The organism is Lysinibacillus sp. GbtcB16, assembly GCF_019091145.1.
GTDB classification, from domain to species: domain Bacteria; phylum Bacillota; class Bacilli; order Bacillales_A; family Planococcaceae; genus Lysinibacillus; species Lysinibacillus fusiformis.
Genome location: NZ_JAGXJV010000002.1, coordinates 372,437 through 397,465 on the forward strand (window position 1 = coordinate 372,437; position 25,029 = coordinate 397,465).

Annotated in this window: 24 protein-coding genes and 1 other RNA gene; 21 read left to right on the top strand and 4 right to left on the bottom strand. The window is 38.2% G+C overall.

The genetic code is table 11. The features are described 5' to 3' along the window. Positions 1-23: 23 nt before the first annotated feature. The 15 genes from aspS (at position 24) to KVT27_RS13755 (ending at position 13,151) form a co-directional block, all read left to right on the top strand. On the top strand, positions 24-1,793 hold the full coding sequence (gene aspS / locus KVT27_RS13685; RefSeq protein WP_036119141.1) for an aspartate--tRNA ligase: 1,770 nt from the start codon (positions 24-26) through the stop codon (positions 1,791-1,793). 139 nt (positions 1,794-1,932) lie between these two features. Beyond that, positions 1,933-2,132, top strand: a non-coding RNA gene (gene ssrS / locus KVT27_RS13690) — 6S RNA. Positions 2,133-2,342: 210 nt separating this feature from the next. After that, complete coding sequence (nagA, locus tag KVT27_RS13695; protein WP_217581471.1) at positions 2,343-3,551, top strand: N-acetylglucosamine-6-phosphate deacetylase; 1,209 nt, start codon at positions 2,343-2,345, stop codon at positions 3,549-3,551. Positions 3,552-3,577: 26 nt separating this feature from the next. Next, positions 3,578-4,300 carry a GntR family transcriptional regulator gene (locus tag KVT27_RS13700; protein ID WP_025114380.1) on the top strand — a complete coding sequence of 241 codons (723 nt, stop codon included), beginning with the start codon at positions 3,578-3,580 and terminating at the stop codon, positions 4,298-4,300. A 4-nt stretch (positions 4,301-4,304) separates the two neighbouring features. Next, positions 4,305-5,030, top strand: a complete 726-nt coding sequence (locus KVT27_RS13705; protein WP_217581472.1) for a sugar isomerase domain-containing protein — start codon at positions 4,305-4,307, stop codon at positions 5,028-5,030. Positions 5,031-5,047: 17 nt separating this feature from the next. Beyond that, the gene (locus tag KVT27_RS13710; protein WP_036119135.1) at positions 5,048-5,317 is read left to right on the top strand and encodes an HPr family phosphocarrier protein; all 270 of its coding nucleotides are present in this window, start codon (positions 5,048-5,050) and stop codon (positions 5,315-5,317) included. A gap of 105 nt (positions 5,318-5,422) precedes the next feature. Next, positions 5,423-6,598: a GNAT family N-acetyltransferase gene (locus tag KVT27_RS13715; RefSeq protein WP_217581473.1), complete on the top strand. Its 1,176-nt coding sequence runs from the start codon at positions 5,423-5,425 to the stop codon at positions 6,596-6,598. Positions 6,599-6,826: 228 nt separating this feature from the next. Next, positions 6,827-7,138, top strand: a complete 312-nt coding sequence (locus KVT27_RS13720; protein ID WP_036119130.1) for a PTS sugar transporter subunit IIB — start codon at positions 6,827-6,829, stop codon at positions 7,136-7,138. Positions 7,139-7,154: 16 nt separating this feature from the next. Then, positions 7,155-7,475 (top strand): PTS lactose/cellobiose transporter subunit IIA, encoded by a 321-nt coding sequence (locus KVT27_RS13725; RefSeq protein ID WP_036119127.1) that lies wholly within the window; start codon positions 7,155-7,157, stop codon positions 7,473-7,475. Between the two features lie 46 nt (positions 7,476-7,521). After that, the gene (locus tag KVT27_RS13730) at positions 7,522-8,847 is read left to right on the top strand and encodes a PTS sugar transporter subunit IIC (protein WP_036119124.1); all 1,326 of its coding nucleotides are present in this window, start codon (positions 7,522-7,524) and stop codon (positions 8,845-8,847) included. 24 nt (positions 8,848-8,871) lie between these two features. Beyond that, positions 8,872-9,954 (top strand): DUF871 domain-containing protein, encoded by a 1,083-nt coding sequence (locus KVT27_RS13735; protein WP_036119121.1) that lies wholly within the window; start codon positions 8,872-8,874, stop codon positions 9,952-9,954. 18 nt (positions 9,955-9,972) lie between these two features. Further along, entirely contained in the window at positions 9,973-10,986 is a 1,014-nt protein-coding gene (locus tag KVT27_RS13740) for an N-acetylglucosamine kinase (protein WP_254636145.1), read from the top strand. Positions 10,987-11,142: 156 nt separating this feature from the next. Beyond that, positions 11,143-11,907 carry a tRNA threonylcarbamoyladenosine dehydratase gene (locus KVT27_RS13745; RefSeq protein ID WP_008181132.1) on the top strand — a complete coding sequence of 255 codons (765 nt, stop codon included), beginning with the start codon at positions 11,143-11,145 and terminating at the stop codon, positions 11,905-11,907. A gap of 126 nt (positions 11,908-12,033) precedes the next feature. Further along, positions 12,034-12,420 carry a hypothetical protein gene (locus KVT27_RS13750; RefSeq protein ID WP_036119119.1) on the top strand — a complete coding sequence of 129 codons (387 nt, stop codon included), beginning with the start codon at positions 12,034-12,036 and terminating at the stop codon, positions 12,418-12,420. A gap of 212 nt (positions 12,421-12,632) precedes the next feature. Next, positions 12,633-13,151 (top strand): hypothetical protein, encoded by a 519-nt coding sequence (locus KVT27_RS13755; protein WP_036119116.1) that lies wholly within the window; start codon positions 12,633-12,635, stop codon positions 13,149-13,151. A 210-nt stretch (positions 13,152-13,361) separates the two neighbouring features. Here the strand turns inward: KVT27_RS13755 and KVT27_RS13760 are convergent, their stop codons facing one another. Then, the gene (locus tag KVT27_RS13760; RefSeq protein WP_036119112.1) at positions 13,362-14,651 is read right to left on the bottom strand and encodes a replication-associated recombination protein A; all 1,290 of its coding nucleotides are present in this window, start codon (positions 14,649-14,651) and stop codon (positions 13,362-13,364) included. Positions 14,652-14,856: 205 nt separating this feature from the next. Between KVT27_RS13760 and cymR the strand changes: the two genes are divergently transcribed. The 5 genes from cymR (at position 14,857) to KVT27_RS13785 (ending at position 20,163) form a co-directional block, all read left to right on the top strand. After that, complete coding sequence (gene cymR, locus KVT27_RS13765) at positions 14,857-15,276, top strand: cysteine metabolism transcriptional regulator CymR (RefSeq protein WP_008181126.1); 420 nt, start codon at positions 14,857-14,859, stop codon at positions 15,274-15,276. Positions 15,277-15,447: 171 nt separating this feature from the next. Next, the gene (locus KVT27_RS13770; protein ID WP_008181124.1) at positions 15,448-16,596 is read left to right on the top strand and encodes a cysteine desulfurase family protein; all 1,149 of its coding nucleotides are present in this window, start codon (positions 15,448-15,450) and stop codon (positions 16,594-16,596) included. Between the two features lie 75 nt (positions 16,597-16,671). Further along, entirely contained in the window at positions 16,672-17,796 is a 1,125-nt protein-coding gene (gene mnmA, locus KVT27_RS13775) for a tRNA 2-thiouridine(34) synthase MnmA (RefSeq protein ID WP_036119107.1), read from the top strand. Positions 17,797-17,870: 74 nt separating this feature from the next. Beyond that, positions 17,871-18,530: a tetratricopeptide repeat protein gene (locus KVT27_RS13780; RefSeq protein ID WP_217581474.1), complete on the top strand. Its 660-nt coding sequence runs from the start codon at positions 17,871-17,873 to the stop codon at positions 18,528-18,530. 190 nt (positions 18,531-18,720) lie between these two features. After that, a complete protein-coding gene (locus KVT27_RS13785; RefSeq protein WP_036221271.1) occupies positions 18,721-20,163 on the top strand; it encodes an MDR family MFS transporter in 1,443 nt (480 codons plus the stop codon). A 74-nt stretch (positions 20,164-20,237) separates the two neighbouring features. Here KVT27_RS13785 and KVT27_RS13790 read toward each other — a convergent pair whose 3' ends face one another. The 3 genes from KVT27_RS13790 to hisA all read right to left on the bottom strand — a co-directional run bounded on the left by KVT27_RS13790 (position 20,238) and on the right by hisA (position 22,291). Then, positions 20,238-20,969, bottom strand: a complete 732-nt coding sequence (locus tag KVT27_RS13790; RefSeq protein WP_036149211.1) for a GTP pyrophosphokinase — start codon at positions 20,967-20,969, stop codon at positions 20,238-20,240. Between the two features lie 270 nt (positions 20,970-21,239). Beyond that, entirely contained in the window at positions 21,240-21,527 is a 288-nt protein-coding gene (locus tag KVT27_RS13795) for a hypothetical protein (RefSeq protein ID WP_008181526.1), read from the bottom strand. Beyond that, positions 21,524-22,291 carry a phosphoribosylformimino-5-aminoimidazole carboxamide ribotide isomerase gene (gene hisA / locus KVT27_RS13800; protein ID WP_150907095.1) on the bottom strand — a complete coding sequence of 256 codons (768 nt, stop codon included), beginning with the start codon at positions 22,289-22,291 and terminating at the stop codon, positions 21,524-21,526. Before hisA ends, KVT27_RS13795 begins: the two co-directional genes overlap by 4 nt. A gap of 188 nt (positions 22,292-22,479) precedes the next feature. On the opposite strand from hisA, the gene recD2 reads away from it, so the two are divergent. Further along, positions 22,480-24,912, top strand: a complete 2,433-nt coding sequence (gene recD2 / locus KVT27_RS13805) for an SF1B family DNA helicase RecD2 (protein WP_036119087.1) — start codon at positions 22,480-22,482, stop codon at positions 24,910-24,912. Positions 24,913-25,029: the final 117 nt, after the last annotated feature.

The following is a 25,029-nucleotide window of genomic DNA, read 5'->3' on the forward strand; positions in this document are numbered from 1 at the left end:
GTATATTTTGGAGGAATTTAACAATGGCTACAAGAACACATGCTAGTAACGAACTTTCAGAAACGTTACAAGGCGAAAAAGTCGTATTAAAAGGATGGGTACAGCGTCGTCGTGACCTAGGTGGATTAATTTTCATTGATTTACGTGACCGTACAGGTATTACACAAGTTGTCTTTAGTCCAGACGTTGCAGAAGCGCATGCATTGGCGGATAAAGTGCGTAGTGAGTATGTAATTGAAATAGAAGGAACAGTCATCCTACGTACAGAGGACCAAATCAACCCGAATGTACCAAACGGTAAAATCGAGGTGGAGGCGACGAATTTAGTCGTCATTAATACAGCAAAAACTACACCATTCCAAATTGAAGATCGCACAGACGTATCAGAAGATCTTCGTTTAAAATACCGTTATCTTGACCTACGTCGTCCAGTTATGTTCGATACATTCAAAATGCGTTCGGACGTTACGCGTACAATCCGTAACTTCTTACAAAACGAAGGCTTCCTAGAGGTTGAAACTCCGATTTTAACAAAATCAACGCCAGAGGGTGCTCGTGACTATTTAGTACCATCACGTGTCCATGAAGGTGAATTTTATGCTTTACCACAATCACCTCAGCTATTTAAACAATTATTAATGGTTGCTGGCTTTGAGAAGTATTTCCAAATTGCACGTTGCTTCCGTGATGAGGACTTACGTGCTGACCGTCAACCTGAGTTTACACAGGTGGACATTGAAACAAGCTTCTTAACACAAGAAGAAGTTTTAGAAATGAACGAGCGATTAATCCAAGCAGTCATGAAAGAAGTAAAAGGGATTGATATTCCTGCACCATTCCAACGTATGAAATACCAAGAAGCAATGGATCGTTATGGTTCTGATAAACCAGATGTACGCTTTGGATTAGAATTAGTAGCTTTAAATGATGTTTTTGAAGGCTGTGGTTTCAAAGTGTTCGCTGATACAGTGGCACAAGGAAAACAAGTTAAAAGTATCAATATTAAAGGTGCAGCTGACAAATACTCTCGTAAAGACATGGATGAACTAACTAAGTTTGTGGGTATTTACGGAGCTAAAGGTCTTGCTTGGTTAAAGGTAACAGAGGAAGGCTTAAATGGCCCTATCGCAAAATTCTTCGATGAGGCGTTAGCGGCAGCATTAATCGAACGAATGGGTGCAGAAGTTGGCGATATTCTAGTATTCGTTGCTGATAAAGCATCCGTTGTAGCGGCTTCTTTAGGGGCACTTCGTACGAAATTAGGTCAAGACTTAGAATTAATCGACGAATCACAATTTGCATTCCTATGGATTACAGACTGGCCATTATTTGAATACTCCGAGGAGGACGGTCGTTATTATGCAGCTCACCATCCATTTACACGCCCGTTTGACGAGGATATTCCGTTAATGGATACAGATCCAGCAGCTGTTCGTGCACAGGCATATGATATCGTATTAAACGGCTATGAGCTTGGTGGTGGTTCACTGCGTATTTATGAACGTGACCTACAAGAAAAAATGTTTGAATTACTTGGTTTCTCCGAAGAAGAAGCTCAAGCCCAATTTGGTTTCTTATTAGAAGCATTTGAATATGGCGTGCCACCACATGCTGGACTTGCATTTGGTCTTGATCGCTTTGTGATGCTATTAGCAGGCCGTCACAATTTACGTGATACAATTGCCTTCCCGAAAACAGCAAGTGCAAGCTGCTTAATGACAGAGGCACCAAGTGAAGTATCTTCTGAGCAACTTAGCGAGTTAAGCTTGGCAATTAAACCTTTTAGAAAATAATTTATAATGCAAAATACCTGGATTTCCTAGCAAAAATTGTTGGGAATCTAGGTATTTTTTGCGTTTTCTCAAGAAATTATAGATTATTAGATAAAATCGTTTGAATTATCAGAAAAGTGGTGCTATGATAACTGTAATACGAATCCTGATGTGTTTGTCTACCTGCTAATTCTACTTCACAGTTTTGACCGAACACTATCGAATCGGGAGCCTTCATTTTGTGGTCGCAAACATGCCCCTAGCGGAGCGGGACGTTTAAAGCTGCAAAGCAGGCACCCCCCTGCAAATTGCGGGTTCAAAACGAATGTTTCTTGGCATTACGGCACAATTGGGATTCGTCCTATACATAGGATTGAAAAGGAGCTTATAAAAAAGCTCCTTTTTTATGTGCAAATGAATATATCAACCTCTCACGTGTCTTAGCTTTTATATACGGAACTATTTCAAAGGACAAAATAATGTATGAAAAATTTAGAAAATAGAAAAAATAGCTTTTTATTTTTGGAAAATGAGCATATAATTGGTATAGACAACTATACCTTATAAGAAATGGTGAAAATTCATCGAAGCTTTAAAAATTTAGCTGGAGGTGAAATTTTGAAGGATACGCTATTAATCTCCCATGTCACAATGATTAATCCTGAGGGGAAACCATTTGAGGGTGATCTCTTTATTCAGGACGGGGAAATTGCTCAAATAGGCTGTAACTTAAATATCGAGGCAGCTCACTATATAGATGGTACAGATCAGGATTGGTTTCTGCTCCCAGGTTATATTGATATGCATATTCATGGATCAGCAGGCCATGATACGATGGATGCTACTCAACAGTCTTTACATGCGATGGCTCGCTCTTTAGTGCAAGAAGGTGTTACAAGTTTTCTTGCTACGACAATGACACAATCCGTTGGTAAAATTGAAAGCGCTTTATTGAATGTAGCGGAATTCCAACGTCATGAAGGCGAAGCGAATGTATTGGGTATACATGTGGAAGGTCCATTTGTTTCGAAAATTCGCGCTGGTGCTCAGCCAGTAGCTTACATGATTAGTCCTACGATTAAGCAATTTGCCCATTGGCAAAATATTAGTAACCATCAAATAAGACAAATTACGATAGCACCAGAAATAGAGGGTGGCTTTACATTTCTTGAAGCACTAAGAGACTATCAGGTCATTCCATCTATTGGTCACTCTGACGCTTCAATTGATGAAGTCCATAAAGCAGTAGCTTTAGGAGTAAATCAGGCCACTCATTTATACAATCAAATGCGGCCTTTTCATCATCGTGACCCTGGTGTAGTCGGTGGAGCTTTACTAGATGACAAGATTAAGGTTGAACTTATTGTTGATTTTGTGCATAGTCATCCTCAATCAGTCATGTTGGCTTATCGTTTGAAAGGTGCAAAGGGCATTATTCTTATTACGGATGCGATGCGCGCGAAAGGGTTACAGTATGGCGAATATGATTTAGGCGGGCAAACAGTGTCTGTGAGTGAAAAAGGTGCTCATTTAGCAAATGGTGCATTAGCTGGCAGTATTTTAACGATGGAACAGGCAGTAAAAAATATGAAGACTGTTACAAAATGTTCACTGCAAGAAATAGTCGCCATGTCCTCTACAAATGCCGCAGAGCAGTTAAGGTTGTCTAAGAAGGGGCGAATCAAAGAAGGTTTTGATGCAGATTTTGTATTGCTTGATCAAAAATTAAATGTGCAAAAAACTATTTGTCGAGGTAAAGTTGTATTTGAGAAATCATAAATGAGGCGATAAGGAAGGTGCAAGAATTGTTAGAGAAAAATTCTCATATACCTATCTATATACAAATAGAAGAGATTATTAAACAACGAATTTATTTAGAAGAGTACAAAATTGGTGAAACAATACCTTCAGAACGAGAGCTTTCTGCACAGTTTGATGTTAGTAGAATGACTGTCCGTCAATCCATTACCAATCTCGTAAATAGCGGTTTGCTATATCGAGAAAAAGGAAGAGGTACCTATGTTGCCAATCCAAAATTAGAGCAACCGTTAAAAGGCTTAACAAGTTTTACTGAGGATATGCGAGCAAGAGGAATGGAACCGAGTAGTAAAGTATTACGTTTTGAAAAAATTATACCGCCAGTGGATATTGCAAGGGATTTAATGATGGAGCCCGGAGAAGAAGTGTTTTTTGTCGTGCGAATAAGAAATGCTGATTCCAAGCCAATGGCGATTGAAAAAACGTATATACCTGTGAAAGTATATCCAGAGTTGGATGAGAAGCAAATAATGGGCTCATTATATGCATTAATCGAAGCAAAATTCCATCAGAAAATTGGTAATGCCGTCCAACAAATGGAAGCAGCGATTGTGTCGAAAGAGGATGGAAAGTTTTTGCAAATTAATCAAACAGCGCCTGTTTTAATTATTAAACGTACGAGTTATCTATCTGACGGTCGGCCATTTGAGCTTGTACGTAGTACGTATCGTGCGGATCGTTACAAATTTATAAGTGAAATAAAAAGGTGATTATATGGATGCATATATTTCTGAAATTGAAAAGCTGATCCAGGTTGTGAAGGAGCAGGAGTCTGCTTGTATAAAGGAAGCGGCACAAATTATTGTGCAACGCCTTCAAAAAGGTGGGATTATCCAATTATTCGGATGTGGTCATTCACAGCTATTAGCACAGGAGGCCTTTTATCGTGCGGGAGGTTTAGTACCTGTACGTCCGATTTTTATTGAACCTCTAGCATTACATGCAGGAGCCATAGCCTCTTCTATTAACGAAAAGGACCCAGCAATTATTGAACAACATAAAGAGCAATTTGACTTTCGTGAAAATGATATTTGCATTGTGATTTCAACTTCTGGTAGAAATTTAGCACCGATTGATGCAGCTTTATTAGCCAAACATGCAAACGTATTTGTCCTATCTCTCCAATCACTTGATTATAGAGAGCAGGCAACACGTCATCATTGTGGACTACGACTGGAAGAAGTGGTAGATCTCGTTATTAACACCCATATACCTATTGGTGATGGTGTTCTACATGCACATGCTCATAACATGCAATATGCCCCTGCATCGACAGTTATCGGTTCGCTGCTATTGAATGCTTTATTCAGCGAAGTTATTGAGGAAATTGCCAAGACTTCAACCGAGCTGCCCATTTTTGTTAGCAATAATGTAGACTCCGATTGGTCACATAATGAGATAATGATTGCCAATTATCAAGATCGAATAGATTTCACATGAAAATGGAGGCGTTATGAATGAAGAAAATGTATAAAATTACTACACCCGAAGGAATACATGCAAGACCCGCTGCCTTACTAGTCACTGCGGTTACACCATTCGAAAGTGATATTACCTTAACTTTTCAAGAGAAGGCCGTAAATTTAAAGTCTATTATGGGTGTTATGTCATTAGGGGTTAAACCCGGAAGTGTAGTGGAAATATCAGCGGATGGACCAGATGTTGAAAAATTATTTCAAACAATAACAGATATTATGGTATCAAAGGAAATAGGGGAAATGCTTTAAGGATTCTAGCAGTGGTTGATTTACAAGCCACTGCAGTCGAATCTCCTTTAACAGATTCATAGCTATTTAATTATAAGAATATTCAGTTCTAAAAGGGGTGGTTATATGGACATTCGTATCGTCTCACCAAACGATTATGGGCAGATCCATCAATTAAGAGATTATTGTTTTCCAAATAAATATACTGGGCCACGTAGAGAGGATTTTCACTATTGGATTGAGCATAGTGCAACACTAGGTGCTTATGATGCCAAAAAGGTAGTGGGGCAGCTATTAATTCTACCACTCAATATGACCGTGCATGGTATTAGCTACAAGATGGGGGGCATAGGGTTTGTCGCTACCTATCCTGAGTATCGTCAGCAGGGAATAATAAAAAAACTGATGACAGAAGCTCTACAAAGTATGCGTGAAAATGGGCAAACCATTTCTGTGTTAGCACCATTTTCTGTGTCCTTCTATCGTCATTTCGGATGGGAGTTGTTCTTTGAGAAATTATATTACACAATACCACAATCGATGTTCCCTTCTTTTGGGAAGCAATTAGAGGTCGTCAAACGGATGAGCTTTGAATGGCCAGACTCGAAGCTTTTCGAAAAAATCAAGGAATTTCATCAAGCAATGGCTATTGCTCAAAATGGTGGCATGATCCGTGATGATGCATGGTGGAAAAGAATTGAAAGAAGGAGCCCTGATAGTCATTTTGCTGCCTATTTTAACGAGGATCATTTAGAAGGATATATCCGTTATACGATCCAGCAGGGTACGTTTGAAATTCAAGATTTTATCGTAGCAAATTATTCAGCAGAACAAGCTATGTGGCGTTACATGACATCACATGCAGCGAGTGTCAGTAGTATGAAAGGGGTTACTTCCAATCATAGGCCATTTGGCTTTTATTTCGAAGAGCCACAATTTAAAAAGGAAGTTAAACAAGATGTGATGGTCAGAGTAGTAGATGCTTATGCATTTATGAAGCAATATCCATGGAAGGATATTGCTGAAACATTGTATGTCCGTATTGAAGATAAGTATTGCCCTTGGAATGAACAGATTTATCAAATAAATAAAAGTGGCCATGTCTCAATAATTGAGACAAATTCGATCAGTGACATGCATATGTTAACATTACCTATTAATCTTTTTTCTGCCATGATGGTTGGCTATCTGTCAGTAAAAGATGCTCTTATGTATGCCAATCAACCTATAGAAGAGAAGATTATCCAGCAATGGCAGTGGGCATTACCTACTGAAAAACCAGCGTTTTATGAGTATTTTTAAGGAATGAATAGTCAGTAAAATTAAAATTTTTTTGAATTCTTTTGTGGACTATACCAGTTAAGTATAATCGTTTATTTTTCAATAAAAGTGCAATAGCCCAATTTTGTAAACACTTTCATAAGAAGAAAATTACTGTAAAAAATATATTGTGGTATATACCAATAGGTGCTATTCTCAGAATAAGTAAGCGATTACACTGTTGGAAAATGAAAAAAAGGAGTGTTTGAAATGAAAAATATTATGTTAGTGTGTGTAGCTGGTATGAGTACTAGTTTATTAGTATCCAAGATGCAAAAAGCTGCACAGGAGCAAAATATTGAGGCAGATATTTATGCAATTGCAGAAGGCGAGGTTGAAAAAGTACTAGCGTCTAAAAAAGCTGATGTACTGTTATTAGGTCCTCAAGTACGCTATTTAAAGGGCTCATTTGAAACAAAATTCAAGGACATGGATTTCCCAATCGATGTTATTAATATGGCAGATTACGGCATGATGAATGGCGAAAAAGTCTTGCAGCAAGCATTACAATTAATAGGTTAAAGGAGGCTCAAGGGGGATGGAAGAAACAGCATTAATGGAATCCATTATGGGGCTTATTGTTCATAGTGGACATACAAAAAGTGAATGCATGGAAGCTCTACAATTGGCTAAAAAGGGACAGATAGACGCAGCAAAGGAAAAAATTAAATTAGCGAATGAGGCATTAATCGAAGCACACCATTCTCAAACAGGTTTATTATCACAGGAAGCAAGGGGAGAAAAAGTCGAAGTATCGATGTTATTAATTCATGCGCAAGACCATTTAATGAACGCTATTACATTTCGTGATCTAGCACAGGAAATGATTGAATTATATGAACAAATCAAAGGGGAGTAACATCAAATTTTGATGTCACAATAAAAAGCAAAGGGAGTGTATGAGAATGTTCCGTTTTTTAGAAGAAAAATTTGTACCGGTTGCTGCTAAGGTTGGGAATCAGCGTCATTTAGTTGCCATTCGTGATGGATTTATTACGATCATGCCTTTGACGATTGTAGGATCACTGGCTGTACTTATTAATAATTTGCCTATCAAATTTTATCAAAATGCACTCGATGCCATTTGGAAACATGAGACATGGACACAGTTTGGAGGCAATGTCTGGGGCGCAACATTTGGAATCATCTCACTATTATTAGCGTTTTCCGTTGCCTACCATTTGACAAAAAGCTATAACAAGGATGCATTATCTGGAGGGGTTATCGGACTTGCCGGTTATATGACATTTGGTACGTTTGGGGAAGGTGGTTTAACGGGATTAACGACAGGTACGGGAGGAATATTTGTTGCCCTCATAACGGCCTTGATTTCCGCAGAGTTATTCTCGCGATTATCTGGCAACTCTAAACTATTAATTAAAATGCCTGCGGGAGTACCATCGGCTGTATCCAAATCTTTTGCTGCTTTACTGCCTGCAATTATTACGATTGGATTATTTGCATTAGTTCGAACGATCATTTCGGCTGGCTTTGATGTACCAGATATTATTGGATCGTTTTATTCATCAATACAAGAGCCATTTATGGGCTTAACAAATACATGGGTAGCTGGTCTTATTTTAGCTTTCATTCCTACGTTTTTATGGTCATTTGGTATACATGGCGCGAATATTATCGAGCCATTTATGCAATCCATTAATCTTCAAGCAATCGATGCGAATGTTGCAGCTATTTCTGCTGGCAAAGTAGCACCGTATATTATTAATAAACCGTTCTTTGATGCATTTATTAATATGGGTGGTTCAGGTACAACGATTGCCTTAATTATTGCCATCTTCATTATCGCTCGAAAAAATAAACAGTACAATACAGTAGGTAAGCTATCAGCTGCACCTGGATTATTTAATATTAACGAGCCATTATTATTTGGTTTACCAATTGTATTAAATCCAGTTTTATTTGTACCATTTATTTTAACACCAATGGTCAATGTGACGATTGCATTCTTTGCAACAAAATGGGGGTTTGTGCCTGCAGCAACAATTGCGGTCCCATGGACGACACCACCGATTATTAATGGTTTCTTAGTAACACAATCTTGGCGTGGAGCAGTATTAAGTATCGTATTAATCGTAGTAGCTATATGCATTTACCTGCCATTCCTGTCTATGGCAAATCGCATGGCGAAGCAAAACGAGCAAAAAGCTGCTTTAGCGGCACAGAATGAATCAACTGTAGCCCAATCAGAAGGTCAAAAGGTAGAAGTATAAGCGTTTACTAACGGAGGGTTTGAAGTGAAGAGATTAGGTATTTCGCTATATCCACAGCATAGTACATTAGACGAAATGAAGCGCTATGTTCAGCTCGCTCATGACAACGGTTTTGATCGTATTTTTACATGTTTGATGTCATTAAAGCAGGAAGAAGAACGGCAGAAATTACAGCAAATTAATCAATTTGCACAGCAGTTAGGGTTTGACATCTCTGCTGATATAGCGCCAGCCGTTTTTCAAGAGCTAAATTTAACCTATAGAGATATAGGGTATTTGAAAGAGCATTATCATTTGGCGGCATTACGTTTAGACATGGGTTTCTCAGGTCAGGAAGAAGCATTCATGTCACTTGATGAAAGTAATCTAAAAATTGAATTAAATATAAGCAATGGTACGAAATATGTAGACAACATTTTATCCTACCGTCCGAATAAAGAAAATATTATCGGCTGTCATAATTTTTATCCAAGACAATTTACAGGCTTATCTCGTCAGCATTTTTTACAAACCTCACGACAGTTTAAAGCAAACAATATACGAACGGCTGCGATGATTTCCTCACAGTATGGTAAGTTTGGGCCATGGGAAGTAACGGAACAAGGTTTACCAACATTGGAGGAGCACCGTCACCTTCCTATTACGGTGCAAGCAAAAGATTTATGGCACACTGGGTTAATCGATGATTGCATCATTGGTAATATGTATGCATCGGAGGAAGAAATACAAGCTTTAGGGCAATTAAATCGCCAGAAGCTTGAATTAAAACTTGTTCAGTCAGCTGACACCAGTATTTTAGAGGAAACAATCCTTTATAAGGAACCACATTTTAATCGAGGGGATGTATCTGAATATGTGATTCGGAGTACACAATCTCGCGTGAAATATAAAAATGGGGATTTTCCTGTACACGATACACGACCATTAAAGGTGGGCGATGTCACGATCGATAATAATTTGGATGTTCGTTATAAAGGTGAGCTACAAATTGTACGAAAGGAAATTCCGAATGCTGGGTCAAGTAATGTTGTTGCAACTGTTGTGGAAGAGGAACAGTTTTTACTAGCACACATTCAACCGTGGTCGTCATTTGGGTTTACGAAATGAAAATAAGAGAGGAAGGGATTGAGTCATCAATCTCTTTTTCTTTATGAGAAAGGATATGGTGTTATGTATGTTTTAGCCATTGATGGTGGTGGCACAAAAACGACGGCGGTTATTTGTGATGAAAAAGGTCAATGCTTTGCCCAAATCCAAACGACACGCAGTAACCCTACAGCTATGGATCAACCATATTTCGAAGCAACCATCCATTCAATCATGCAAAGCCTGCAGCAACAAAACCATCAAATAGTGGCAGAGATTAGCAGCTGCTTTGCGGGTATGGCGGGTGTCAAGGAGCTTCAAGCCGAGAGCATCGTAGAATCTATATTGCGGCAATATGTATGTAGCTCCGCGTCCATTACAGTCGATAATGATGCGTTGATCGCTCTTTATGCGGGTACACTTGGAAAGGCAGGAATTGTGCAAATCGCGGGGACAGGCGCTATAACGATGGGATATGATAAGCAGCAGCATTTTCATCGAGTAGGTGGCTGGGGGTATCTTTTTGATGATGAAGGAAGCGGCTATGATTTAGGCGTCCAGCTACTAAAGGCTGTGCTACAAAGCTATGATGGCAGAGCTCCAAGTACTATATTGACAGAAGCTGTGCTGAAACATTTCTCTGTAGAACATGTGCCACAATTAATCGCCTCTGTTTATGGAGAAGAGCATCCACGCACAGTTATCGCGCCATTGAGTGCTTATATTGTTGCAGCGGCTGAAGATGGTGATCTAGTAGCTAAGAGAATCATTGAAGAAGCCTGTCAAAACTATTTTAAGGCCATTAAAGCATGTTATTTACGAATGGTGTGGGGGCAAGAAGAAGTGCCTGTCGTCCTATGTGGGGGCGTGTTTACGCATGAAAATTATTTTGTTCCAAGGCTTCAAGCGATGGCAATGGAGGAGACATTACCGTTCCGTTTTAAGACCCCTGCATTACCCCCAATAGGAGGAGCTGTTATTGCGGCCCTTCAACAAACGAATGTCCAGTTTAGTAGTTCTTTTGTTGAGACCTTTCAAAAAAATTATGTATAATGAAGCATAGAGCAATTGAATCGATTCAATTGCTCTATTTTTTTCTTTATAATTTTAACTTGATGAATAACATGATAAAATGTAATATAGGTTTTGATTTTATCTTAGTATTTAACTAGGTTTACTAATAAAATTTCATAGATGGAGAGTGTCAGGATGTTACATCAATTTTCACGTAACGAGCTCGCTATAGGAACAGAGGGTCTCGAAAAATTAAAAAATACAACGGTTGCTATTCTGGGTGTAGGTGGTGTCGGTTCATTTGCTGCTGAAGCATGTGCACGAAGTGGTATCGGCCGAATTATATTAGTCGATAAGGATAATGTAGATATTACTAATGTGAACAGACAATTAGTGGCGTACCTATCTACAGTTGGGCAATCTAAATCAGCTATTATGAAAGAGCGCATTGCAGATATTAATCCTGACTGTGAAGTCATTGATATGCATATGTTTTATACGGAAGAAACGTATGAAGAATTTTTTGCACAAGGCATTGATTATGTAATCGATGCAAGTGATACAGTCATGTATAAAATTCATATTATGAAAGAATGCTTAAAGCGTAATATTCCTATTATTGCTAGTATGGGTGCAGCGAATAAGATGGACCCTACTCGCTTCCAAATAGCAGATATTTCTAAAACACACACAGATCCACTAGCAAAAATTATCCGTACAAAGTTACGTAAAGAAGGTATTCATAAAGGTGTGACAGTTGTATTTTCAGATGAAAGTCCGATTGTCGTACGTCCAGATGTTGTTGAACATGTAGGGAAGCCGGATGCTGCAATTCGGAAAGCGAAAATGCCGCCTTCCTCCAATGCCTTTGTGCCTTCAGTAGCTGGTTTAATTGCAGCAAGCTGGGTTGTTAATACGATCTTAAAAGATGTGAAAATCACACGCGTACAAGGTTATTAGTCTATAGGATTTCACAAAACAGCATGATGAATCAAATTCATAGAAGTAGCCGCCTTTTATTGTTTTTAGGGGGGGCTACTTTTTCTATGTTACAATTAGACCGTTATAAAAAGGAGGCGTATACAGATGGATAAAATTTATCAAATGGAGTATAGAGGTTTAAATCTTTTCGATGAAATAAGCACTGTTGAGTTAGCTATAGATGAAGAAAAGCAAACGATACATATTTATGATATTGGACAGGTTGTAAGCCCCATTTTTAATTTTGATGTATCTGCCTATGAATTGTCAGATGGCTTTTATAAAATGGCCGATATTTTGCGCCATAAAAAAATATTAACGAATCAACAAGCTGATAGCGACCTAACATTAAGTGAATGGTTAATAAAAAACAATGCTTATTTTTATATCCCTAATAAACGTATTAAAAAATATGTCCAGGGAAGTATTGTGGAAATTGTTGATCGAACTATGGAACAAGCGTTATTTGACGAGTATGTACAAAGGGTATAATTTTACCAAAATAGTTCTTCTTATGTGCATAAAATGCTATTAATTCACGAAATTGTCTTATTTTTTTCATGTCTCCACTACTCTAATTGGTTTATTGCTATAATTTGAATAATTCCAATAGATAATCGATCAGTTTGTTTGGGATGCTTTGAGCTAATCAAAAATAGCCATAAAATGCGGAATCAACAAATGACAAATGGGAGAGTGGGAAAATGGAAATTCAAATTATTCGAGATCATTTAGATATTGTCAAGCTTCAAGAGAAAATGAATGCCATTGTATTTGATTACTTAGACACATCTGATAATTATCCGAAAGCGATGCGAGAATTAAATCCTTTATATATACAAGTGACAACTTTTTATAAGGAATATATCGATCATCGGGCAGGGGAGATTCCTAGTGCAAATACGTATTGGCATTTGTTTATCGACTGTAGTGCCAAGTTATGTTATTTTTTAGCGGCTTCAACGTTCTATTCATCTAATGCTTTACAAAAGACGCCAGACAAAATCGAGAAGTTATTACATATTGCTGCTACTTCTTTACCTAGTATCGATCAAGAGGAAAATGAGCAATTATTAACAGATATTTTTGCCCTCATGGCTGAAGTCGTAGAGGATAAAGAAAAAGTGACTACGTTGCGCAATGAAGTACTTGTACAAAATGGTGATGTGAAGCAATGTCTTCAACAGTTTAAATTATTTGTTGATCATGAATTGAATATCTAGACAGTGGAAGACACTCTATTGTCTGAAAATAGACTATATAATAGGAATCTGCGTGAACTTTTGTAATTATTTCTAGTTTTTCAACCGTGGTATGTGTTGGAAAGTGGATGTATTTGCCCATTAAAGTTTCGTGGGTTCTTTTTTTATGGTATCGCTAAAAAAAGCAAAGTCTCTTCTAATGGTAGAAGTAATGACTTTGCTCTAGGAAAGCTACTTTATATTTTGATGAAAAGATTTAAGTTTTTCATAGATACTAGCCATACGTTTTTCCTCACCAGCAATAACAGGTTTATAAAACTCGGTTCCTACCAGTTCATCAGGTAAGTATTGCTGATCTACCCAGCCGCCGAATGTTCCGATGGGTGTGTTATGAGGATATTGATATCCAACATGACCTAAATCTGTTGCCCCAGCGTAGTGAGCATCACGCAAATGATGAGGTATATCACCCGTTTTACCATCATGAATCGCCTTTATCGCGTCATCGATTGCCAGGATAGCTGAATTAGATTTTGATGCTAAACACATTTCAATAACTGCACTTGCAAGTGGGATGCGTGCCTCTGGTAATCCAAGACGTTCTGCTGCCTGTATCGCGGCCAGCATATGCGGACCCACCTCAGGGTTGGCAAGGCCAATATCTTCATAAGCCATGACAAGTAAACGTCTGCTGACAGCCACTAAATCACCAGTTTCTAATAAATGTGCTAAATAATATAGTGCGGCATTCGTATCACTGCCACGGACAGACTTCTGCAAGGCAGAAAGTAAATTATAAAAATGTGAGCCCTTTTTATCACCATAAACACCAATTCGACTAATTAAGTGATCAATAATATGGTCGGCTGCAATCGTTTGTCCCTCTACTTCATCACTTGCGTAGTAAATGGATTCAAGTAACGTTAATGCCTTTCGTGCATCTCCATTAGCTGCCTCTGCAATATGCTCAATTTGTGAAGGTGTTAAGACGAAATGATATTTACCTAAACCTCGTTTTTCATCTGCAAGTGCTTTTTCTACAAGCTCCATTAGATTTTCCTTCGTTAATCGTTTAAGTTGATAAATCTCACCACAGCGAGATCGAATCGCTGGATTGACATCGTGGTAAGGATTTTCCGTTGTTGCACCGATTAAGACAATCGAGCCATTTTCCACATGTGGTAGCAAAGTGTCTTGCTGTAATTTATTGAAGCGATGAATTTCATCTAAAAAAAGTAGAACTTTTCCCGAGATTCTAGCTTCTTGGACAATATCTTCTACATCTTTTTTGCCAGCTCGTGTCGCGTTGAGTGCAAAGAAAGGGAGCTGAGAGCTTCCTGCAATTGCATTTGCAATAGAGGTTTTGCCGATGCCGGGTTCTCCATAGAGCAACATGGAAGGGACATGTTCATTTTGAATCATTTTATATAGAGCAGTGTTTGGACCAATAAAATCTTGATGACCTACAATCTCATCAAGTGTTAAAGGACGCATTCGAAAAGCAAGTGGTTCATTGTGCAAAATAAATCCCCCTTTCAGTCGTTGTCATTTTTTATTTATCCATTTTTTTGCACTAAAATTCAGCGCTACTAGTGGATCGTTGAACAATGTTGAATCGCAGTATTTAGTATATCATATCCTTCTAGGTGTATTTCCGAGTTCATCAAGAGGAGATTATGATATACTGTTGGTAGTAATTTTGACTAGACTAATTGAGGGTGATAAAATGAAAATTTCAACAAAGGGCCGTTACGGGCTTACGATTATGATTGAATTAGCAAAGCATTACGGAGAGGGTCCTATTCCTTTACGTAAAATTGCTGCTGAAAAGGAGCTTTCAGAGGCGTATTTAGAGCAATTAGTGTCACCACTTCGTAATTCAGGCTTAGTAAAAAGTGTACGTGGCGCTTATGGTGGTTATATGCTAGCAAACCCACCGAGCGAAATTTCTGCAGCCCATGTTATTAGTGTACTAGAAGGGCCAATTCAACCAGTAGAGGGTATTGAAAACGAGGAAGCACCACAACGCGAGTTATGGTTGCGCATTCGTGACGCAGTAAAAAATGTGTTAGATACAACAACAATTGAAGATTTAGCACAATACACAGAAGAAAATGTAGCAGAAGGCTATATGTTCTATATTTAAAATGTTTAAGCTAAAGCGCTGCTCCCCATACGTATCATAGTTGAGTTGAAAAATAAACGGTGAAATCAAAATACTTAGCTGTTTGTATTGAATTTCATGCGGAATGTTTTTCATAAAATTATGATAAATAATGTGGGTTCCAGCGTTTTTTATTAAAAAGGAGTTTTCAACATGAATTCATATATCTATCTCGATCATGCTGCCACATCACCGATGAATGGCCAAGTTATAGAAGCGATGACGTCTGCTATGCAACACGTATTTGGCAATGCATCCAGTATCCATGGGGCAGGTCGAGAGGCGCGCAAATATCTTGATGATGCTCGCGACATTTTAGCCAAGTCTATTGGTGCTCATGCGGGAGAAATAATCTTTACAAGTGGGGGTACTGAAGCTGATAATACGGCCATTCTGGGGACTGTCTATGCACGAGCTAAAGAGGGAAAGCACATTATTACAACACAAGTAGAGCATCATGCGGTGTTACATACATGTGAGAAACTTGAACGAGATGGCTTTGATGTGACTTATTTACCCGTGGATAAGGCGGGGCGTGTAGCTGTAGAGGATGTCCAAAAAGCACTTCGTGATGATACGATTTTAGTGACAATTATGTATGGGAATAATGAAGTGGGTACTATTCAGCCTATTGCAGAAATTGGTGAGCTATTACAAGGACATCAAGCTACCTTCCATACAGATGCCGTTCAAGCATATGGTTTAGAACAAATTGATGTGGCTCAATTAAAAGTAGATTTATTGAGTGTGTCCGCTCATAAAATTAATGGGCCTAAAGGGGTTGGGTTCCTTTTCCAAAAGGCTGGAACACCTTTAGCTACTTATGCATTAGGCGGTGCACAAGAAAAAAAACGTCGTGCAGGAACTGAAAATATACCAGCAATTATTGGCTTTGCGACGGCTGTGCAAGTTGCAAATAAGTTGCGTGAAGAAAAGCGTTCACTATACAATCACTTTAAGCAAATTATGCTGGATGTATTTTCACAGGAAAAATTAGCGTTCCATGTTAATGGTGATGAAGAGCAGTCATTGCCACATGTTTTAAATATTAGCTTTGAGGGCATGGAAGTAGAATCATTTTTAGTGAATCTTGATATGGCAGGAATCTGTGTATCTAGTGGTTCTGCATGTACCGCTGGGTCGATTGATCCATCGCATGTGTTAGTAGCGATGTTTGGGCAAGGTACAGAGGAATTACGAAACTCGATCCGATTTAGCTTTGGACAGGATTTAACGGAAAAAGATATTCGTGACGCAGCTGAAAAAACAGCACAAATAGTGAAAAAACTAGCTAAAAGATAATTTATGAAGAACATGTTAGGTTTCTACAATTTATGAAGCATTAACTGTAAATAGATAAAAGAAAAGGTGACCACAATGAAAGAAACACGTGACCCCTCTCAAATTCGCGTTGTTGTCGGCATGTCTGGTGGGGTAGATTCGTCGGTGGCTGCATATTTGTTAAAACAACAAGGGTATGAAGTAATCGGGATCTTTATGAAAAACTGGGATGATACTGACGAAAATGGTGTTTGTACAGCAACAGAAGATTATGATGATGTCATAAAAGTATGTAATCAAATCGGCATCCCCTATTATGCTGTAAATTTTGAGAAACAATACTGGGATAAAGTTTTCACATACTTTTTAGAAGAATATAAAGCAGGACGTACACCAAATCCTGATGTAATGTGCAACAAAGAGATTAAATTTAAAGCGTTTTTAGAGCATGCGATGAGCCTTGGCGCTGATTATTTAGCAACAGGTCATTATGCACGTATCGATCGTAGCGGTGATGGAGAAGTGCAAATGTTACGCGGTGTGGATAATAACAAAGACCAAACATACTTTTTAAATCAACTATCACAGGAGCAATTGGCACATGTTATGTTCCCAATTGGCGATATTGAGAAAAAAGAAGTGCGTAAAATTGCTGAAGAAGCAGGATTGGCAACAGCGAAGAAAAAAGATTCTACAGGGATTTGTTTCATTGGGGAACGTAATTTTAAAGAATTTTTAAGTCAATTTTTACCAGCTCAACCTGGCAATATGGAAACAATGGATGGCATTGTCATGGGAAAACATGATGGTTTAATGTATTATACTCTTGGGCAAAGACATGGTCTTGGTATTGGTGGAGATGGTGAGCCGTGGTTTGTATTAGGGAAAGACTTAGAGCGTAACGTTCTACTTGTTGGACAAGGTTTTGACAATGAGCATTTATATTCTACTTCATTATCTGCTGTAAAAATGAACTATACTTCGACAAAAAAATTGCCTGGGAAATTTTCTTGTACGGCGAAATTCCGTTATCGTCAAACGGATACACCAGTAGAAGTTGAAATATTAGCAGATGGTCGTACTCATATTACATTTGCAGAGCCTGTCCGTGCTATCACTCCAGGACAAGCAGTTGTTCTCTATGATGGAGAAGAATGTATTGGTGGCGGAACGATTGATGAAGTTTTTAAAAGTAATGAAAAACTAACATATGTTGGATAACTTGCGCTAAGACTGCTTTTATTGCCATATGGCTTCATGGAAGCAGTCTTTCGCTACATAGAGGTGAAGAAATAATGAATTATAATGAACAGGGCATTCAAGCATTTCAAGATAAGCGTTATGAAGAGGCTGCACAACTATTTACAAAGGCGATAGAAGCTGAGCCAGAAAATGCTATTGGTTATGTAAACTTCGGCAATTTATTAGCAGTCTTAGAGGATACAGAACGTGCAGAGCGTTTTTTCCAAAAGGCAATTACAGTGGATGAGACAGCAGCTACAGCTTATTATGGCTTAGCAAACCTTTATTACAATGGGGAACGCTATGCTGAGGCTGTAAAGCTTTATGAACAAGCACTTAAGCATCATATCGAAGGCGCAGATGTGTACTATATGATGGGGAAATGCTTTGAGCGTATGGAGAATCCAAAATTAGCATTGCCTTATTTACAAAGAGCCGTGGAAATTGTTCCGGAAGATGCACAGATTCGATTAGCCTATGCAATTGTGCTATGTGCATTAGAGATGTTTGAGCAAGGGAAGAAGGAGCTGGATCTTTTAATTGAACAGGACTGGAACAATGCAGATGCCCACTATAATTTAGGTGTACTGTATGCAGTGTCTACAGAGCAAACAGAGGATGCAATGTATCATTTAAAACAGGCCTTTACCTTACAGCCAGAATACGATCAAGCTCGTTATATTTATGATATGATTGCTCAGCGATTTAACTAATAGATAAAAGCAGCAAGTGTGATTGGCTGAACTTGCTGCTTTTTTATGCAGTTCTATAGTAGGATGTCGATGGATTGTGGATTGAATTTTTATGGTCATTTGATATTTTGTATAAAAATTATCCTATCCTCTTTTATTTTTAGGTTAAATTTGTTAGTGTATGTCATGCAGGAAAGGAATAGGTGACACGATGAATAAAGTATTTATGGCACTATTACTTGTAACAGCGCTTGCGGCAATTGAAGGAACGATTGTTAGTACAGCTATTCCAAGTATAACGGCAGATTTATTAGGCGTAGACTTAATAAGCTGGATTTATTCTGCTTATTTATTAGCCTCTGCTATCGCTGCGATTATTTTTGGTAAGCTAGCCGATTTATTTGGGCGTAAACGAATGATTATTACGGGTATTATTATTTTCTTATTAGGTTCCATGTTATGTGGGTTAGCACAGTCAATGGAACAATTAATTGTCTTTCGTGCGATCCAAGGGATAGGTGCAGGCTCTATTTTACCAATTACATTAACGATGGTTGGTGAACTATTTACGACTGAAAAAGCACGTGCTAAAGGACAAAGCTATTTAAGCATGGTATGGGGCGTATCAGGCGTAGTTGGTCCACTTTTTGGAGGTTTTATTGTTGACCAAGTATCATGGCACTTTATCTTTTTCATTAATGTACCATTTGGTTTAGCTTCTATCTATCTTATTGTTAAACATTATAAAGAACAGCTTGAGGCAGTGAAGCGGAAAATTGATTATTTAGGTGCTGGCCTATTTACGGTCGGAATGGTTTCGCTCTTATATGTCATTATTGAAAACAGTAAGACACAAGCATGGTTATCGAGTCAATCGCTCATGATGTATGCCGTTGCAGCTGTATTTTTAGGCGTTTTTATATGGGTGGAGCTCCGTGCAGAAGAGCCGATTATTCCATTAACATTATTTAAAAATGGTCGTCTCATGGTGATTAATTCACTCACATTAAGTACGATGTCAATTGTCATTGGTGTGACGGTCTATATTCCGATATATGCGCAAAGTGTTCTTGGAAAAAATGCCACGCAAGCTGGCCTACTTCTAACACCCATGTCCATTTTCTGGACGATGAATTCCATTGCAGCAGGCTATTTAATCGGACGTTTAACGAATAAACGAATTATCCAAATGGGGACGATTTTATTAGTTACGGGAACGATTATGCTGGCTAGACTATCCTCAGGCTCTAGTGATTTAAGCGTGTATCTTGGCTCTTCATTAATCGGGCTTGGTATGGGCTTTATTATGCCAATGTTGATGATTTCCATTCAAAAGGTGGCTAATCCAAAGCAACTGGGTATTTCAATTGGCCTCAATTCCTTTACCAATACATTTAGTCAAGCGGTAGGTGCAGCGCTATTTGGTATGGTTTTTAACCTTGCCACGAGTGAGAAAATGGCTTCATTAGGTAAAGGTGAAATTCAGCTTAATGGTGAATTTGCAAAAGGCGGCTTTAGTCTAGAAGAAATAAGCTTTTTGAAGGGAACCATTGCGAATGGTGTAAGCTATGTATATATAACAACTTTAGTATTTGCCATTTGTGCCCTTATTTTATCTTTCTTTATTGTGACGAAATCCAAAGACAAGGCTTAAATATGAATGAAAATCCACTTTGTTCCAGGCCGATATTTTTGCTGGAGCAAGGTGGATTTTTTGTTCAAGAGGATTTAATCATGATGATTCAGGTTTGGAAGTTGTGCAAAATATTTAGCTAGCTGTGATATAGGTGTACTATCTAATAAAGTGGGCTCGGCCTCATTTTCCTTTAATATATTAATCTCTTTATTGAGTCGCTCCATTTTTCGATCTAACTCAGCAGCTTGTAGTGCCGCTTCTTTTAATTCAACACGAATATGTTCTGGCACTTCTTTATTATATTTATAATAAATTTTATGTTCCAGGCTGGCCCAAAAGTCCATCGCAATGGTCCTGATTTGAATCTCTGTATAGACCTTCTCCATATGATCTGACATGAAAATAGGGATTTTTATAATAAGGTGTAAGCTTTGATAGCCATTTTCTTTAGGACTAGCAATATAGTCCTTCACCTCTACAACCTCAATGTCATGCTGTGCCTGCAACATGGCACTAACTTTATAAATATCCTCGACAAATGAACAAGTAATGCGAGCACCTGCAATGTCACGAATGTTTTCGCGTACGTCCTCCATCGTTGGAGGAAGTTCCTTTTTTAACATCTTTGTTAAAATGCTTTTCGGTGACTTTACGCGTGTTGAAATATGCTCAATGGGATTATATTCATGAATAAGCTTAAATTCCTCTTGCAAAATATTAATTTTCGTTTCCACTTCCTGTAAAGCAAATTTATAAGCTAAAAAGAAGCGTGTTAACTCCGTTTGAAATGATTTTAAAGAGTTTACTTCGAGTTCGGTTTTCATATTAAAAAAATCCTTTCCCTTATGTCTGTGGACACTTAATGATGTTCCACTTCTCATTCTATGTAGAATAGTCCTTCATCTCAATAAAATAGCAGCCAAAGATTGGCAAGGTTTAAATGTTAGGATAGTTTTTCATAAGGATAAAACCTTTCTACATCATATATAACTCACATAAGAGGTAAAAGGTTTCAAAAAGGCTAAAATGGATTGTAAAAGGTGAAGGAGGGGGAGTATTGTTGCAAACAAAGGGGAGAAAACTACCCCTTTGTGTTAACTAATAATTTCAGCATTTAAGTTATACCGTTTATTAAACTCATCCACAAATATTTGTAAGTCAATAGAGGTTCCTATATACGGCTCTGTTTCTTGATCGCGTAGGAAACCACAAGTTGCCTTTAACGATTTAGAAAACTCTAGTAGCATTTGTTCATTATCAAGTTGAACATGAATGGCAAGCGAATGATCTTTTTTATTTACTTTGAAATACTTGCCATCAATGATACGTTCCAAATTTGTTTCTTGAAATGGAAAAACATAATCTTTATAAATGAGGTTCACATAATCCCGCCTTTTTTACAATATTTCACGACATCTGTATAGGGCAGCTCTCCTCCAAAAATAGAGAGAGCACTCCCGATTGTGATATGAAGCTTTCCGTTGGCTATTTGGTTAAACTTTTCTAAGTCTTCTATTGAACGAATGCCTCCTGCATAGGTGGTTGGGATGGAGGTCCAGGCTGCAAGATCTCGTACCAAGCTTTCCTGCATCCCACCTTTTTTTCCTTCCACATCGACTGCGTGAATTAACAGTTCATCACAATAATTCTCAATATCTTGAATAGAGGCCGCATTAACTTCGAAGTGACTAAATTTTGTCCATTTATCCGTCATGACAAACCACTTACCGTCTCGCATTTTGCAGCTGAGATCAATGACAAGATGTTCTTTACCAATCAATTTGTTTAAATGTTGTAAACGTTCTAAATCTAGCTTGCCATCATGAAAGATATAGGAAGTGACAATCACATGTGAGGCACCAGCATCAATATATTTTTGGGCATTTGCAGCAGTAATGCTACCACCGACTTGTAAGCCTTGTGGAAATGTAGCTAAAGCAGCTAGAGCAGCATCTTCATTTCCCTGACCAAGCATGATGACGTGTCCACCTGTTAAGTCATCCTGTGCAAACATTTGTGCATAGTAGCTAGAATCATAACTAGAAATAAAATTCTCAACGACTGTTTGATTGGTAGTACCTAAAGTACTCCCTACAATTTGTTTTACTTTGCCTTCATGTAAATCGATGCAAGGTCTAAATTCCAATAACTTCACGATCCTTCCGTGCCACTAATTCTATTTATCATAGCATGGAAATATGGATAAAAGCTGAGAATTGTCATTTGTCGAAATAATGTAAAAATAATAAAGAGGAAATATTTTTATCAACGATATTTCGAAAGGTCTATGGTAAAATAAAAAGATTGAAAACAATTAGAAAGGGCGGACCGAATATGACAGATCATCTCGATTTATTTGAACTCAATAAATTTTTTATTCTCGGACGTCCGATTGTCTCTATTTTTCATAACACACAAAATATGTATTCCATTATACGAGTGAAAATTCAAGAGACAAACTTACAGTATGAAGATAAAGAAATTATTGTTGTTGGCTATTTTCCACCGTTACAAATGGATGAGCAATACCGCTTTACAGGTATATTGAAACAGCATCCTAAATATGGTGCACAATTCCAAATCGAGACATTTACAAAAGAGGTACCCGCTACTGAACAAGGAATTATTCATTATTTATCTAGTGACTTATTTGTAGGAATCGGGAAAAAAACGGCTGAAACCATTGTTGAAAAACTAGGTGCTAATGCATTACGTCTTATTTTAGAAGATCCGAGTGCACTGGATGCTGTTCCACGTTTATCATCTGAAAAAAAAGAAGTGATCCATCGCACGATTGAGCAAAATCTTGGTTTAGAACGGGTAATGATCCAGCTAAATGAATGGGGCTTTGGTCCACAGCTTGGAATGAAAATATATCAAACCTATCGAACTGAAGCCATTGAATTACTAACTGAAAACCCATATCGCTTAATAGAAGATGTGGAAGGGGTAGGGTTCTTTCGAGCAGATGAGCTTGGTGCCAAATTAGGCATTACCGGAAAACATCCTGACCGTGTCAAAGCAGCGATTTTCCATGTTTTAAATACGGCTGCACTATCTGACGGGCATGTTTATCTAGATGCGGAGCATGTTCTACCACTTGTAAAGGAAATGCTTGAACAAAGCCAACGTCAGGAAATTCCGTTTGAAGACATCTCAAAAGCATGTATCGAGCTACGAGAAGAAGGCAAAATTTGTGGGGAAGAAACAAGATTATATTTACCCTCTCTTTATTTTTCTGAGGTGGGAATTGCTTCTAAAATATTGACGCTTGTTGAACGAAATAGCAAGGCTGAGCATTTTAGCAAAGATGAGATTCGTAAAGCGATTGGTGAAACTGAGGAACTACTCCATGTGACTTATGCTGAAACACAAGCAAATGCCATTGAACAGGCTTTAAATTCAGCCGTAATGATTTTAACAGGTGGACCTGGTACGGGTAAAACGACTGTTGTACGTGGGGTTGTTGAAGTTTATGCGAAGCTTCATGGCTTATCATTAAATCCAAAAGAATATGCTCAAAAAGAGGAGCCTTTTCCTATTATCCTTTGTGCACCCACTGGGCGAGCTGCGAAGCGCTTAGCTGAATCGACTGAACTACCAGCTATGACTATTCATCGTTTACTCGGCTTTACTGGTCAAGAAAAAGAAGAAGAGACTGAACGAGAGGTCACAGGTAAGCTTATTATTGTAGATGAAATGTCAATGGTGGATACGTGGCTTGCTCATCAATTATTAAAAGCTTTACATGAGGATGTACAGGTTGTCTTTGTAGGGGACCAGGACCAATTACCGCCTGTAGGACCAGGACAGGTGTTGAAGGATTTATTAGCATCCAAGCAGCTTCCAACGGTGGAATTGACAGATGTTTACCGACAAGCAGAGGGCTCTACAATTATTGAACTAGCCCATCAAATCAAAAAAGGAACCATTCCGAAAGATTTAACATCGAAAACTACTGATCGCTCGTTTATTAAATCATCCGTCGATCAGGTAGGAAATGTTGTGACACAGGTAGTAAAAAGTGCTGTTGCTAAGGGGCAAGAAATTCGTAATATACAAGTATTAGCTCCGATGTATAAAGGTCCTGCTGGCATTGATAATTTAAATAAAATGATTCAAGAGCTTATTAATCCTAATGATACAGGGACAAGAAAGGAACTTGTCTTTGGGGACGTAACATATCGAATAAAGGATAAAGTTCTGCAGCTCGTCAATCAGCCTGAAAGTAATGTTTTTAATGGTGATATGGGAGAAGTCATTAGTATTATTAAGGCAAAAGAGACAGTAGAAAAACAAGATTTACTGATTGTCTCCTTTGATGGCATTGAAGTGACCTATCAACGAAGTGACCTCAATCAATTGACACTAGCTTATTGTTGCTCCATTCATAAATCTCAAGGTTCAGAGTTTCAAACCGTCATTATGCCTGTTGTCAAAGGGTATTCTAAAATGCTGCGGCGTAATCTTTTGTACACAGGTATTACAAGAGCGAAAAACTTTTTGATTTTATGTGGGGAACCCGATGTCCTGGCAGATGGTTTGCAGCGTACAGACGATTTACAGCGTTTTACTTCGTTGCGCGCTCGATTAAATCCAATGGATGTCGACGAAGTCATTGTTGAAGTCGAGGCAGTTCCAGTAAAACAAGAGGTTGTGCAAGAAGCGGCTATCGAGGACCCTAAATTAACAGTAGAAACAGCTCCTTATATTCATCCAATGATTGGTATGGATGATGTCTCCCCCTATGATTTTTTGGAAAAGTAACGATTGTACCCGATTAGATTCTTCCTAATCGGGTTTTCTAATACGCTGTATCGTCACCTAATATTTGGACATTTCATATACTACATAAGTACAAAAACATAGGAAATGTTTAGGAGT